Source organism: Mycobacterium lentiflavum (genome assembly GCF_022374895.2).
GTDB classification, from domain to species: Bacteria; Actinomycetota; Actinomycetes; order Mycobacteriales; family Mycobacteriaceae; genus Mycobacterium; species Mycobacterium lentiflavum.
Genome location: NZ_CP092423.2, coordinates 2,476,054 through 2,488,676, shown reverse-complemented (window position 1 = coordinate 2,488,676; position 12,623 = coordinate 2,476,054). Strand labels below are relative to the sequence as shown.

The 12,623-nt window shown below is 67.0% G+C and carries 12 protein-coding genes; 6 read left to right on the top strand and 6 right to left on the bottom strand.

The genetic code is table 11. The annotated features are described in order from the left end of the window. Positions 1-4 precede the first annotated feature (4 nt). A complete protein-coding gene (locus MJO58_RS11850) occupies positions 5-655 on the top strand; it encodes a pyridoxamine 5'-phosphate oxidase family protein (protein ID WP_239722929.1) in 651 nt (216 codons plus the stop codon). On the opposite strand, the gene ilvA is transcribed toward MJO58_RS11850, so the two are convergent. The 3 genes from ilvA to MJO58_RS11835 all read right to left on the bottom strand — a co-directional run bounded on the left by ilvA (position 656) and on the right by MJO58_RS11835 (position 4,391). Then, positions 656-1,951, bottom strand: coding sequence for a threonine ammonia-lyase (gene ilvA, locus MJO58_RS11845; RefSeq protein WP_239722928.1), 1,296 nt, complete (start codon positions 1,949-1,951; stop codon positions 656-658). A gap of 43 nt (positions 1,952-1,994) precedes the next feature. After that, the gene (locus MJO58_RS11840) at positions 1,995-2,432 is read right to left on the bottom strand and encodes a nitroreductase family deazaflavin-dependent oxidoreductase (protein WP_239722927.1); all 438 of its coding nucleotides are present in this window, start codon (positions 2,430-2,432) and stop codon (positions 1,995-1,997) included. 66 nt (positions 2,433-2,498) lie between these two features. After that, a complete protein-coding gene (locus tag MJO58_RS11835; RefSeq protein ID WP_239722926.1) occupies positions 2,499-4,391 on the bottom strand; it encodes a lysophospholipid acyltransferase in 1,893 nt (630 codons plus the stop codon). Positions 4,392-4,578: 187 nt separating this feature from the next. On the opposite strand from MJO58_RS11835, the gene MJO58_RS11830 reads away from it, so the two are divergent. Continuing rightward, positions 4,579-5,424 (top strand): class I SAM-dependent methyltransferase, encoded by an 846-nt coding sequence (locus MJO58_RS11830; protein WP_090608885.1) that lies wholly within the window; start codon positions 4,579-4,581, stop codon positions 5,422-5,424. Here the strand turns inward: MJO58_RS11830 and MJO58_RS11825 are convergent. Then, positions 5,421-5,807, bottom strand: a complete 387-nt coding sequence (locus MJO58_RS11825; protein WP_090608882.1) for a MerR family transcriptional regulator — start codon at positions 5,805-5,807, stop codon at positions 5,421-5,423. The genes MJO58_RS11830 and MJO58_RS11825 overlap by 4 nt on opposite strands. 64 nt (positions 5,808-5,871) lie before the next feature. Between MJO58_RS11825 and MJO58_RS11820 the strand changes: the two genes are divergently transcribed. After that, complete coding sequence (locus tag MJO58_RS11820; RefSeq protein WP_239722925.1) at positions 5,872-6,315, top strand: PPOX class F420-dependent oxidoreductase; 444 nt, start codon at positions 5,872-5,874, stop codon at positions 6,313-6,315. Between the two features lie 101 nt (positions 6,316-6,416). Here MJO58_RS11820 and dnaE read toward each other — a convergent pair whose 3' ends face one another. Both dnaE and MJO58_RS11810 read right to left on the bottom strand, forming a co-directional pair. Then, on the bottom strand, positions 6,417-9,950 hold the full coding sequence (gene dnaE / locus MJO58_RS11815; protein WP_239722924.1) for a DNA polymerase III subunit alpha: 3,534 nt from the start codon (positions 9,948-9,950) through the stop codon (positions 6,417-6,419). A 67-nt stretch (positions 9,951-10,017) separates the two neighbouring features. Further along, the gene (locus MJO58_RS11810; protein WP_239722923.1) at positions 10,018-10,449 is read right to left on the bottom strand and encodes a type II toxin-antitoxin system Rv0910 family toxin; all 432 of its coding nucleotides are present in this window, start codon (positions 10,447-10,449) and stop codon (positions 10,018-10,020) included. A 277-nt stretch (positions 10,450-10,726) separates the two neighbouring features. On the opposite strand from MJO58_RS11810, the gene MJO58_RS11805 reads away from it, so the two are divergent. The 3 genes from MJO58_RS11805 (at position 10,727) to MJO58_RS11795 (ending at position 12,623) form a co-directional block, all read left to right on the top strand. Beyond that, on the top strand, positions 10,727-11,137 hold the full coding sequence (locus MJO58_RS11805; protein WP_239722922.1) for a group I truncated hemoglobin: 411 nt from the start codon (positions 10,727-10,729) through the stop codon (positions 11,135-11,137). 79 nt (positions 11,138-11,216) lie between these two features. After that, positions 11,217-11,840, top strand: a complete 624-nt coding sequence (locus MJO58_RS11800) for a lysozyme inhibitor LprI family protein (RefSeq protein ID WP_239722921.1) — start codon at positions 11,217-11,219, stop codon at positions 11,838-11,840. Between the two features lie 18 nt (positions 11,841-11,858). Next, on the top strand, positions 11,859-12,623 hold the full coding sequence (locus MJO58_RS11795; RefSeq protein WP_239722920.1) for a class I SAM-dependent methyltransferase: 765 nt from the start codon (positions 11,859-11,861) through the stop codon (positions 12,621-12,623).

The window sequence follows — 12,623 nt, the reverse complement described above, 5'->3', positions numbered from 1 at the left end:
TTCGATGGACTACCGCCCCACGTCTCGCACGACGCCCACCCGCTACCGGGACCGCGCCCGCTACGACCGCGACACGGTCCATCGCATCCTGGACGAGGCCCTGATCTGTCACCTGGGCTACCTCAACGACGGCCGGCCGGTGGTGTTACCGACCACGCACGCCCGCCTGGGCGAAACCCTCTACCTGCACGGGTCCACCGGCAGCCGGCCCATGCGCAACGCCGGCGAGGGTCTGCCCGTGTGCGTCACCGTCACCCTCGTCGACGGGCTCGTGCTGGCCCGCTCGGCGCTGCACCATTCGCTGGTCTATCGCTCGGTGATCGTGCTCGGCGACGCCCACCTGGTCGACGACCCGGCGGAGAAGTCGCGGGCACTCGCGACGCTACTCGACCACATCGCCCCCGGACGTGCCGCCGACTGCCGGGCGCCGAATGCGCGCGAGCTCGCCGCGACCGCGGTGCTCGCCCTGGACCTGGTCGAGGTCTCGGCCAAGGTGCGCGACGGCGGGCCCGTCGACGAGCCGGAGGATCACGCGCTGGCCCACTGGGCCGGCGTGGTTCCGCTGAGACTGACGGCCGGTGCACCGATACCGGCCGAGGACCTCGATCCCGCTACCCCGGCGCCGGACTATCTGACGTCGTACTCGCGCTGCTGACTAGTGCAGCAGATAGCGATAGGCCGGTGAGCTTGGATGCAGCGTCTCGAAGTGGATCTCGGTCTCGCGCATCCGGTCCAGCAGGTCGTCCAGGTCGGCCGACGAACCCAGCTGAATGCCGACCAGCGCCGCACCGGTCTCGCGGTTGTTGCGCTTGACGTACTCGAACAAGGTGATGTCGTCGTTTGGCCCCAGCACGTCGTCGAGGAACCGGCGCAACGCACCGGGCTCCTGCGGGAAGTCAACCAGGAAGTAGTGCTTGAGGCCGAGGTGGACCAACGAGCGCTCGAGCACCTCGCCGTAGCGCGACACGTCGTTGTTGCCGCCCGAGATGAGGCACACGACGGTGGACCCGGGCTCGACGTCGGCTTCCAGCAGCCCGGCCACGGACAGCGCGCCCGCGGGCTCGGCGATGATGCCCTCGTTCTGGTAGAGGTCCAGCATCGCGGTGCACACGGCGCCCTCGTCGACCGCCGTGATCGACACCATGTCGCCCGCGGCGGCCAGCGCGGCATGCGTCAGCGTTCCCGCCCGCTTCACCGCGGCGCCGTCGACGAACTGGTCGACATGGTCGAGCGTCACCGGCTCGCCGGCGGCCAGCGCCGCCATCATCGCCGCGGCCCCGGCCGGTTCGACGCCCAGCACCGCGGTGTTCGTCGTGCGTTCGGATAGATAGGTCGTGATGCCCGCGATGCAGCCACCGCCGCCCACCGGGACCACCACCAGGTCGGGTTCCGCAAAACCGAGCTTGTCCAGCTGGTCGAGCAGCTCGACGGCGATCGTGCCCTGGCCGGCGATCGTGCGCGGGTCGTCGTACGGCGGCACCAGCGTCGCACCGGTGCGCTTCACATCCTCGAGTGCGGCCTCAGCGGCCAGGTCGTAGGTCGATCCGCCCACGATCAGCTCGATGAAGCTCTTTCCGTGGTAGCGGATCCGGTCGCGCTTCTGCTTGGGCGTTTTGGCCGGTACGTAGACGCGGCCGTGCACGCCGAGGGTCCGGCAGGCGTAGGCGAAGCCCTGCGCGTGGTTGCCGGCCGAGGAGCACACCACGCCGGCGCCGATCTCCGCGTCGGACAGTTGCACCAGCAGGTTGTAGGCGCCGCGCAGCTTGTAGGAACGCACGATCTGCAGGTCTTCGCGCTTGAGGTAAACCTGCGCACCGGTGATCGCCGACAGCCGATCGCTGTACTGCAGCGGTGTCGGAGTGACTACCGCGGCGATCCGCTGAGCAGCGCTGTCAATGTCGGCCGCGCGCAGCGGTGACATGCTCGGGCTCTGGGTCGGTTCGGCGGACACCGGTTAATGGTGCCACGCACCCCCCGCCACCTGCCTAATCGGCTCAGCTCACCGGGGTCAGCACGAACACCGGAATCTGGCGGTCGGTCTTCGTCTGGTACTCGGCGTAGTCCGGCCAGGCCGCCACGGCGCGCTCCCACCACACGGCCTTCTCGTCGCCGAACACCTCGCGGGCGTCGTAGTCGCGGGTGACCGACCCGTCCTGGAGCTCGACTCGCGGGTTCTTGACGATGTTGTAGTACCAGACCGGGTTCTTCGGCGCGCCACCCAGCGAGGCGACGACGGCGTACTCGCCGTCGTGCTCGACGCGCATCAGCGGAGTCTTGCGCAGCTTGCCGGTCTTGGCTCCGACCGTGGTCAGCAAAATGATGGGCTTGCCCTTCATGTCCGCTGCCTCGGCTCCGCCGGATTCGGCGTACTTGTCGGCTTGTTCGCGGGACCAATCCCAGGGGCTGGGGGCGTATTCACCTTCGAGTGGCATGGCACCACTGTATGCCCGTTTCGATGCCGCGGGGCGGGCGCGACTTGGCGCCCAAGCGGTTTGGCGTTAGACCCGCGCCCGGGCGAGTTCGGCGATCGCGTTGACGCGTCGGGTCGCGGTCGCGATCTCGTCCGCGAACTCCTGGCGGCGCTTGCCGAGTTGCTCGGAATCCGAACCGTCGACCAGCTCGCGGTGGCGCGCCAGGCGCAGCGCGGTCTTGAACAACTCCATCGACCTCGACTCGGCGCTGGCGATTCTGCGCTGCAGCTCCCACTGCTTGCCCAGCTCCAGACATTCGGCGAGGAAGTCGTTTTCGTCCAGGGACTCGTCCTCGAGGGCGGCCAGCCGGTCGGCGACGATGTGATAGGCGTCGAGGAACGGCCGCAACACCAAGTGCGCCAACAGCACATCGGCCGATGCCAGCAATCCGCGCACATCGGCGGCGGCCGCGGCGTGGCTGGTGTCCACCGCCCCGATCAGACGTACCTCGTCGGCGAGCTCCTTTTCGAACTGGGCACGGCCGGAGAACAGGAACTCGAACTTCAGCAACTCACGCAAACTCAGCGCCTCGTCGCGCACCGTCACCGGCGACACCATGCCGTCCGCGGAATTCTCGGCGTTTTCGGCAGCGGCCAGCAACGCCGTCTCGGCGATCGCACGATCGACCAGAATGTGGATCGCGGTATTGCGGTAGAACGCCGCGACCAGATGCTGGTCCTCGCCGATCCCCCACACCGCCTCGGTGCCGGCCTCATACACGCTGACCACACCGGAGGCGACGAGCTGGTGCAACGTCCACCGGATGGTGGAGCGATTCGTCAGGTCCGCGGCGCCGGCGACGGACCAGTTTCGCGCCGTGATGTAGCTGGCCAGCGGTCGCACGGTGGCCAGCACCTCGCTGATCGACAACGACCGGTCCGCGCCCAGCAACGCCAGGTTCACCACCGCGGTGGGAGTGACCGGCGTCGCGCGGTTGATCCGGTGCTCGACATCCAAAGCGATACGTTCGATCTCGGTGCCGGTCCCCGCCTCCTCGCCGCGCATCTCCTCCAGGCGCTTGCGCAGCGGCAGCGGTTCGCCGAAGTCCAGGTAAGCGCGACCGAGCCGCTTGCCCTGCTGGCGCGCCAAGCCGACCAGGAAGCGAAGGTCTTCGGGCCGTTTCTTTGCCCCGTAGGCTTCGGTGGTCATCGCCTCGACCTCGTGCAGCTGGTCGTACACGATCGAGGTCGGCACCAAAAACACTTCGGGACCGTCGATTTCGTCGACGGCGTCGGTGAGGTAGCGCAGGATGCCGAACACCGGCGGCCGCAGCTTGCCGGTACGGGTGCGCCCCCCTTCGATCGACCAGGTGAGGTTCGTGTGGTTTTGCACCAATTGAGCGGTGTACGCGCGCAACACGAACCGGTAGACGGGAATGTCTTTGGTCTGACGCCGGATGAAGATCGTTCCGGTGCGCTTGGCGAAGGCGCCCATCGGGAAGAAATTCAGGTTGGCCCCGCCGAACGTGAAGGCGGGGGAGAGCCGGTTGGCCACGATCATCTCCGGCAGCAGCATGCCGTCCAGGTACGACCGGTGCGAAAAGGCAAAGGCCAACGTCGCTTTTCGATCCAGCTTGCGCAACTGCGCGATCTGGTCCTCGTCGACCAGCACGTCGTAAGCCCGCATCAGCCACCGGCTGAACCCGCGCCACCCCTGCACCGCCCGCTCGTCCAGGGAAGCCGCCATCTCGCGTAGATGGCCGGCCGCCTCGGCGCGCACGTCACCGGGATCGCGGTCGAGCTCGTCGGCCAGCTTGGCCAGCTTCTCGTCGTACCACGGCGCGCCCAGCAATTGGGCCACGGCAACCGGATCGGACGATAGCGGAGTCACGGATTCGTCGATAATTCCGCTGTGCTGCAACAGCTTTCGCGCTCTAACGCGGCCGAGTTCGCGCACTGTCGCGAGCCGCCCGCCGGTCATACCGCTCGCACCGTTCTCGTCATTCGCGTGCTCCTTCAGGTGTCGCCGGGTGGCGGGACCGGCCTCTCACCATGCGCGTTCTCCACTCGGTGAGCGTACGTCCGCCGTTGGGTGGCACGGAACACATTCCGCGATTTCGCGGCCCGACCGGCCTGCCCGATCGGTGGGCGCCGAGTACGTTCGGATCATGCGGCCCCCACCCGAGATCGGCGCGAGCGATCTCTCGCCGCTCGAGGAGACCGCGTTGCTGACCCAATACGCCCGAGCGCTGGACAGCCAATGGGCGCGGCCGATTCTCGGCGACTCGCTCGCCGCCGACATCGTCGACAAGATCGACTACGACTTCGCGGGCCTCGGCGTCCCGGCGAGCGTGGTCTGCCAGACGGCGCTGCGCGCCAAGATGCTCGACGAACGGGTGCGGGCCTTCACCGCCGAGCATCCCGATGCCGTCGTCGTCGATCTGGGCGCCGGGCTGGACTCGGGCCCGTTTCGGGTGCAGCCGCCCGCCACCGTCGACTGGTACAGCGTCGACCTTCCGGGTGTCAGCGCGCTGCGCCGCCAGCTGTTGCCGCCCAGCAAGCGCGCCCACGTGGTGACCGCCTCGCTGGCCGACCAAAGCTGGCCCAACAGCATTCCCGCCGACCGGCCGGTCATGGTGATCGCCGACGGGCTGTTCGCGTTCTTGTCCGAGCCGGTGCTGATCGCCGTCTTTCGGCGCATCACCACGTATTTCACCTCGGGGGAACTGGCCTTCAACGACTACGGCCGGATCGGCTGGTTCACCCGGCTTGCGGTGAAGCTGGCGCCGCAGCGCATGTTCAGCACCGTCGGCGCCCAATGGGGTTATCCGGGGTTCGAAGACCCGCGTACGCCCGAAAAGTGGAATCCGGCGCTGAAGCTCGTCGACGAGGTCAGCCTCGCCCACGCTCCCGAGGTCGACCTGTTTCCGGGCTGGATTCGGTTTGCCACCAAAGTGTCCGGGATGTTCGAGGTGTCCGCCCGCAAAGCGCGGATCTTGCGCTACCGGTTCTAGGGCGGATGGATGCCGCAGGTGCAGGCGTCGATCGACGGACAGGTGCAGCTCATCCCCCACTCGATGACGGCCCGCGCCCGTGCCAGCGACGCCATCTGGTCGTCGATCTGGGCGAGTTTGGCCGCCGCCAAGGCGCGGCTGGCGGGGCGACCCGGCGCGTCGTCGGCGAACAGCAGCTGGATTTCTTCCAGCGCGAAGCCGGCGGATTTGCACAGCCGGATGACCTCGAGACGGGCCAGGACCGAGTCGTCGTAGCGGCGCCGGCCCGACAACCGCGCCGGTGACGGCAGCAGCCCGATCTGCTCGTAGTAGCGCAACGTCGTCGCGGCCACCCCGGTCGCCCGCGCGACCTCGCCGATCGTGAGCGAGCGGCTGGTTGCCATGGCGGCCATCGAACCTCCCGAAATCCCGGCACTTGACTTCGAGTCAACTCTAAGTCGTTGACTGATGACCATGCACCACAGCGCACTCGGCGATGCCCGTTACGCCCTGCTCCGAACTTTCCGACGCGACGGCACCCCCCGCGACACTGCGATCTGGTTCGCGATGGACGGCGACACATTGGTGTTCCGGACCAAGGTCGGCCCCAAGACCAAACGGCTGACGGCCCATCCCGACATCGAGCTGCGGGCGTGCGATCACCGCGGCCGGGTGCGCGACGGCGCGCCGACGGTGGCCGGGCGCGCCATGCTGCTCTCGGGCGCCGACGCGCAGCGGGCCAATCGGATCCTGCACCGGCGCTACGGCTGGCAATGGAACATCGTCCCGCTGGTCAAAGTGCCGGGCGTGACCAACGTGCACCGGGATCTGGGTCTGCGGGAGAAGCTGCGCCGGGCGTGCGATCGCGGGGTCTGGCCCGACAGCGTCATCGTCGGGGTCCAGCTGTCGTAATCAGCGTGCCCGACGGCGTTCGGCGTGCGCTTGCGGATTCGAGTGTGCGCTGATGGTGACGACACGCCGAGGGGTCCCGCCCTGGCCGCACAGCCAAGCGCTCAGCTGCCCAGGCAGCCCGGGCCCAGCAGTTCCTTCAAGTCGCCCATCAGCGCGGGCGACGGCGTCACGCGCAGCGATTGGTCGAGCTCCAGCGTGGTGATCCGGTCGCCGCTGATCAGCCGCAGATGCACCTGCGAGGTGCCCGGATGGCGCGCCAGCACCTGCTTGAGTGCGCTCACCTTGTCGATCGTGCACTGCCGGGTGGGCAGGCTGACCGCGATCGGACGGTTCGGCTGGGCGTTGGAAAAGTCGGGCACCACAAGCTCATTGGCGATCAGCGAGATCCGGTCGTCGCGGATCGCAACCTTGGCGTTGATCAGCACCACCGCGTCGTCGACGATGTCGGCACCGTAGGCGGAGTACGCGTGCGGGAAGAACATCACCTCGATGCCACCAGTGAGGTCTTCCAATTGGGCCGACGCCCAAGGCATTCCATTCTTGTTGACCCGACGGTTCACCGAAGCCAGGATGCCGCCCACCCGCACCTGGGCCTCGTTGTTGACATCGCCGTCCAGGATCGCCGGTATCTGCGTGTCCACCTGCGCGGACAGCAGATGCGCCACCCCGTTGAGCGGATGCCCGGATACATAGAGCCCCAGCATTTCTCGCTCCAAGGCAAGCTTGTGCTTGTCTTCCCATTCGTCCTCAGGCACCCGGATGGTGAACACCGCGTCGCCGCCGGCATCGCCGCCGCCGAACAGGTCGTACTGGCCCATCGCCTCGGCCTTCTTGGTACCCAGCACCGAGTCGACGGCATCGGTGTGCACCAGGAACAGTCCCTTGCGGGCATGCCCCAGCGAATCGAACGCACCGGCCTTGATCAGCGACTCGGTGACCTTCTTGTTGCATGCCGAGATGTCGATCTTGTTCAGGTAGTCCGAGAAATCGGTGAATTTGCTTTTCTCGCTTCGGGTTTTGATCAGCGAGCTCACCACGTTGGCACCGACATTGCGCACCGCGCCCAGGCCGAAGCGGATGTCCTTGCCGACCGACGCGAAGTTGACCAGAGACTCGTTGACGTCCGGCGGCAGCACGGTGATGCCGAGCTTGCGACAGTCGGCCAGATAGACCGCGGCCTTGTCCTTGTCGTCGCCCACCGACGTCAACAGCCCGGCCATGTACTCGGCCGGATAGTTGGCCTTCAGATACGCGGTCCAGTACGAGACCAGGCCGTAGCCGGCCGCGTGCGACTTGTTGAACGCATATCCGGCGAACGGAAGAATGGTGTCCCACAACGCTTTCACCGCTTTTTCGGAGAAGCCGTTGGCGGTCATGCCTTCGTAGAAGCCCTTGTACTCCGCCTCGAGCACCTCGAGCTTCTTCTTGCCCATCGCCTTGCGCAGCGCGTCGGCCTTACCCATCGTGTAGGAGGCGACCTTCTGGGCGATGAACATGATCTGCTCTTGATAGACGATCAAACCGTAAGTCTCGGAGAGGATTTCGCGTAGCGGCTCCTCGAGCTGCGGGTGGATCGGCTTGATCGGCTGCCGGCCGTTCTTGCGGTCGGCGTAGTCGTTGTGGGCGTTCATGCCCATCGGCCCCGGCCGGTACAGCGCCAACACGGCGACGATGTCGTTGAATTCGGTGGGCTGCATACGGCGCAGCAGGTCGCGCATCGGCCCGCCGTCGAGCTGGAAGACACCCAGGGTGTCGCCGCGGCCCAGCAGCTCGTAGGTGGCCTTGTCGTCGAGCGGCACCGACTCCAGGTCGAGGTCAATTCCCCTGTTGGCCTTGATGTTATCCAGGGCGTCGCCGATGATCGTCAGGTTGCGCAGGCCCAGGAAGTCCATCTTCAGCAGGCCGATGGCCTCACACGAGGGGTAGTCCCAGCCGGTGATGATGGCGCCGTCCTGCGGCCGCTTCCACAGCGGGATCGCCTCGGTGAGCGGCTCGCTGCTCATGATCACCGCGCAGGCGTGCACACCGGCGTTGCGGATCAGTCCCTCCAGGCCGCGCGCCGTCTGGTAGATCGTGCGTACGTCCGGATCGGTTTCGATCAGGCTGCGAACCTCGGATGCTTCCTTGTACCGCTCGTGGTTCGGGTCGGTGATGCCGGACAACGGGATGTCCTTGGCCATGATCGGCGGAGGCAACGCCTTGGTGATCCGGTCGGCGATCGCGAAGCCGGGCTGCCCGTAGTGAATCCGTGCCGAATCCTTCAGGGCCGCTTTGGTTTTAATCGTGCCGAAGGTGATGACCTGCGCGACGCGGTCGGAGCCCCACTTGTCGGCGGCGTAGCGCACCATCTCTCCGCGGCGACGGTCGTCGAAGTCGATATCGATATCGGGGGCCGACGGGCGCTCCGGGTTGAGGAAGCGCTCGAACAGCAGACCGTGTGGAATCGGGTCGATGTTGGTGATGCCCAGCGCGTAGGCCACCAGCGATCCCGCCGCCGAACCACGCCCCGGCCCGACCCGGATGTCGATCGACTTCGCGTGGTTGATCAGGTCGGCGACGATCAGGAAGTAGGCCGGAAAACCCTTGTCGCAGATGACCTTGATCTCGTACTCGGCCCGGTCGATGTATTCCTGGCCGACACCGGATCCAAAGCGCCGCTGCAGGCCCGCCATCACCTCGTGGTGCAGCCAGGTCGCCTGATCGTGCCCCTCGGGCACCGGGAAGACCGGCATCCGGTCGCGCGGCGTCCACACGTCGGCGTAGGACTGCACCCGCTCGGCGATCAGCAGGGTGGAGTCGCAGGCGCCGGGCACCTCGCCGTCCCAGATCTGGCGCATCTCCGCGGCCGACTTCAGGTAGTAGCCGTCGCCGTCGAACTTGAAGCGATTCGGATCCGACAGCGTCTTGCCCGTCTGCACGCACAACAGCGCCTCGTGGTTGTGGGAGGCGTCGCGGGTGACGTAGTGGCAGTCGTTGGTGGCCAGCGGCGGGATGCCCAGCTTGCGGCCGATCTCGAGCAAGCCGTCGCGGACTCGCGTCTCGATGGACAGCCCGTGGTCCATCAGCTCGAGGAAGAAGTTGTCGGCGCCGAAGATCTCGCGCCACTTGGCGGCCGACTCCAGGGCCTCGCGCTCATGCCCCAGCCGAAGCCGCGTCTGCACCTCGCCCGACGGGCAGCCGGTCGTGGCGATGATGCCCTCGGCGTGCTCGGCGATCAGTTCGGCGTCCATGCGCGACCACTTGCCGAGTTGTCCCTCGAAGGAGGCCAACGACGACAGCTTGAACAGGTTGCGCAGACCGGTGGCGTTTTCGGCCACCATCGTCATATGGGTGTAGGAGCCGCTGCCCGAGACGTCGTCGGACTTCTGGCTGGGATCACCCCACAGGATCCGCTTGGTGTCGAAGCGCGATGCCGGCGCGATGTAGGCCTCGACGCCGATGATCGGCTTGATCCCGACCTTGGTCGCCGCGTTGTAGAACTCGCTGGCGCCGAACATGTTTCCGTGGTCAGTCATGCCGACCGCGGGCATTTCCAGCCGCTCCACCTCGGCCAGCATCGGCGTGATCTTCGCGGCACCATCCAACATCGAGTACTCGGTGTGGTTATGCAAGTGCACGAAGGACGACTGACTCATAGGCACGTCAGTCTATGACCGACCACCGACACTGGTTCGGCGTGTCGCGGCGTGTGTCTTGCCCGGTTTATCCGTACAGCTCGACGAAGTTCTGCAGTGACTTCTCGACGTCGCCCTTGACGGCTCGCGCTGCCGCCGATCCGACCGGGCCGAACAACGCCCGACCGCCCAGCTCCAGGCGCAAACCGAGGGTCGATCCGTCGCCGGTGGACCGCACGGTGAGGGTGACGCCGTATTTGGTGCCCCCCTTGCCCGAACCCGACATCGCGACCTCATGCGGCGGGTCCCACCTGGTCACCGTCCAGGTCACGCGGTTGCGCATGCCCTTGGCGCGGGCCACGCCGATGATTTGGGTGCCTTCGGCGATCACGTCGGGCAGCTCGCTGCGCCACCCCTCGTGCATCGTCAGCCAGTCCCCCAGGTCCGACAGGTCCGAGACGTGATCCCACATGTCCTGCGGGGTCATCGGGACGTCGGCGGTCAGCTCCACAGCGGCCATCAGCGGAGCCTAACGCCCGCGAACGCCACGCTGGCATGACGCTCGGCGCTCAACGCCACGCTGGCGTGACGCTCGCAAGCCGGAGGTGCCCCAGCTCAACGCCCCTCGGGCATGACGCGGCGGCGACGAACGGATGACCGTCACCTGAACGGGGGGAATCGACTCACCGAGCACCCGAAGATGCGGCTAGCTGCCGGCAATCGGCTTGTTACGTCAGGCAATCCGAGCGTGATCGCGGACTAACTGAGGGGCAACGCCGCAGTGGTCCGCTGGTTACATGAAACTCTTGGCAACGTTCCACAAACCGGAGCCGACAACCATCTTCGACCGGATCGGCGGGCACGAGGCGCTCGAAGTCGTCGTCGAGGACTTCTACGTCCGGGTGCTCGCCGATGCCCAACTGGCCGGCTTCTTCACCGGAAGCAACATGAACCGCCTCAAAGGAAAGCAGATCGAGTTCTTCGCGGCCGCACTTGGCGCACCCGATGTCTACACCGGTGCCCCGATGAAGCAAGTGCATCAGGGGCGCGGCATCACGATGCACCACTTCAACCTGGTGGCCGGGCATCTGGCCGATGCGTTGGCCGCGGCCGGCGTCTCGCCGATGACGGTGACGGAGATTCTGAGCGTCGTCGCACCTCTGGCCCCCGAGATCGCATCGAGCGACGCCGGCAGCGCCAAGCGCTGAGCCGCGCAGCGGACATGAATTCGCCGGCGCGCGGGCGTGTCGCGCCCGGCAATCGCGGCGCAGCCGGTAGTCAACACGTATGAGGCCGATCGCAGTCATCGCCGCGGCACTGATCGTGGGCGCGTGCAGCTCGCCGACCACCCGGCCGTCCGGTTCGGGGATGCCGAGCGTCACCAGCAAGCCACCGGCGTCGGTCGCGGTCGACTGCGGCAAACCCGCCAACGCCGCGCAGCAGCTGGTCTGCAGTGACCCCCACCTGACCGAGCTCGACCACCGCCTGCAAACCGCCTATCAGCAAGCGCTCGCCCGCACCGGCGCCGATCCCGCCACGCTGGCGGAGGCCCAAACCGGCTGGACGACGGCCCGCGACGACTGTGCGCGCAACGTCGATGTGCACACCTGCGTGCTGGAGGCCTATCAGACCCGGCTGGTCCAATTGGCCATCGCCGACCCCGCGACGGTGGCTCCGCCGGTCATCACCTATCGCTGCCCCGCCGACGCCGGCCCGCTGACCGCCCAGTTCTACAACCAGTTCGACCCGCGCACGGCGGTGCTCAACTGGAAAGGCAACCAGGAGATTCTGTTCCTGCTGCCGTCCGGCAGCGGGGCGAGGTACGGCCGGCAGGGCTCCGAATACTGGGAGCACCAGGGCGAGGTAACAATTGACCTCAACGGCACCAAGTTCGTCTGCACCACGTCCTGATGCCCCACAATGCCTTATGTGGGCCGCACATTCGACGATCTTGTCGCGGAAGCCGATTCGGTATCCGTCGACGGCTGGGATTTCTCGTGGCTGGACGGGCGGGCCACCGAGGAGCGGCCGTCCTGGGGCTACCAACAGCTGATCAGCCGTCGCTTCGCGACTGTGACGGCCGCCGTGGATCTGCAAACCGGTGGCGGCGAAGTGCTGGCCGGCGCCGCGCCATTCCCCCCCACGATCGCGGCCGTCGAGTCCTGGCCACCGAACATCCCGCTGGCGACCCGGCTCCTGCACCCGCGCGGCGTGGTCGTGGTGGGTACCTCCGACGAGTCGGCCCTGCCGTTCGCCGACGAGGCCTTCGACCTGGTCACCAGCCGGCATCCGCACACGCTGTTCTGGCCCGAGATCGCCCGGGTGTTACGGCCCGGCGGTACCTACCTGGCTCAACACATCGGACCCGCGACGGTGGCCGAGCTGATCGAGTACTTCACCGGGCCACAGCCCGAAGCATCGGATCTGCGACACCCGGACAACGAAAGCGCGGCGGCGCGGGCAGCCGGGCTGGAGATCGTCAACATGCGGCCGGAACGCCTGCGCCAGGAGTATTTCGACATCGGCGCGGTGGTCTACGTCCTGCGCAAGGTGATCTGGTGGGTGCCGGACTTCACCGTCGAGCGCTACCGCGATCGACTGCGCGAGCTGCACGAGCGCATCGAATCCGACGGCTCTTTCGTCGCGCACGCGACGCGGGTTCTCGTCGAGGCCCGCAAGCCGGATGCCCGCTGA

Bases quoted from the DNA above. Each gene is read 5' to 3' on its own strand.
- MJO58_RS11850 (WP_239722929.1), top strand. From the start codon at position 5: ATGGACTACCGCCCCACGTCTCGCACGACGCCCACCCGCTACCGGGAC.
- MJO58_RS11840 (WP_239722927.1), bottom strand. From the start codon at position 2,432: ATGCCACTCGAAGGTGAATACGCCCCCAGCCCCTGGGATTGGTCCCGC.
- MJO58_RS11835 (WP_239722926.1), bottom strand. From the start codon at position 4,391: ATGACCGGCGGGCGGCTCGCGACAGTGCGCGAACTCGGCCGCGTTAGA.
- MJO58_RS11830 (WP_090608885.1), top strand. From the start codon at position 4,579: ATGCGGCCCCCACCCGAGATCGGCGCGAGCGATCTCTCGCCGCTCGAG.
- MJO58_RS11825 (WP_090608882.1), bottom strand. From the start codon at position 5,807: ATGGCAACCAGCCGCTCGCTCACGATCGGCGAGGTCGCGCGGGCGACC.
- MJO58_RS11820 (WP_239722925.1), top strand. From the start codon at position 5,872: ATGACCATGCACCACAGCGCACTCGGCGATGCCCGTTACGCCCTGCTC.
- dnaE (WP_239722924.1), bottom strand. From the start codon at position 9,950: ATGAGTCAGTCGTCCTTCGTGCACTTGCATAACCACACCGAGTACTCG.
- MJO58_RS11810 (WP_239722923.1), bottom strand. From the start codon at position 10,449: ATGGCCGCTGTGGAGCTGACCGCCGACGTCCCGATGACCCCGCAGGAC.
- MJO58_RS11805 (WP_239722922.1), top strand. From the start codon at position 10,727: ATGAAACTCTTGGCAACGTTCCACAAACCGGAGCCGACAACCATCTTC.
- MJO58_RS11800 (WP_239722921.1), top strand. From the start codon at position 11,217: ATGAGGCCGATCGCAGTCATCGCCGCGGCACTGATCGTGGGCGCGTGC.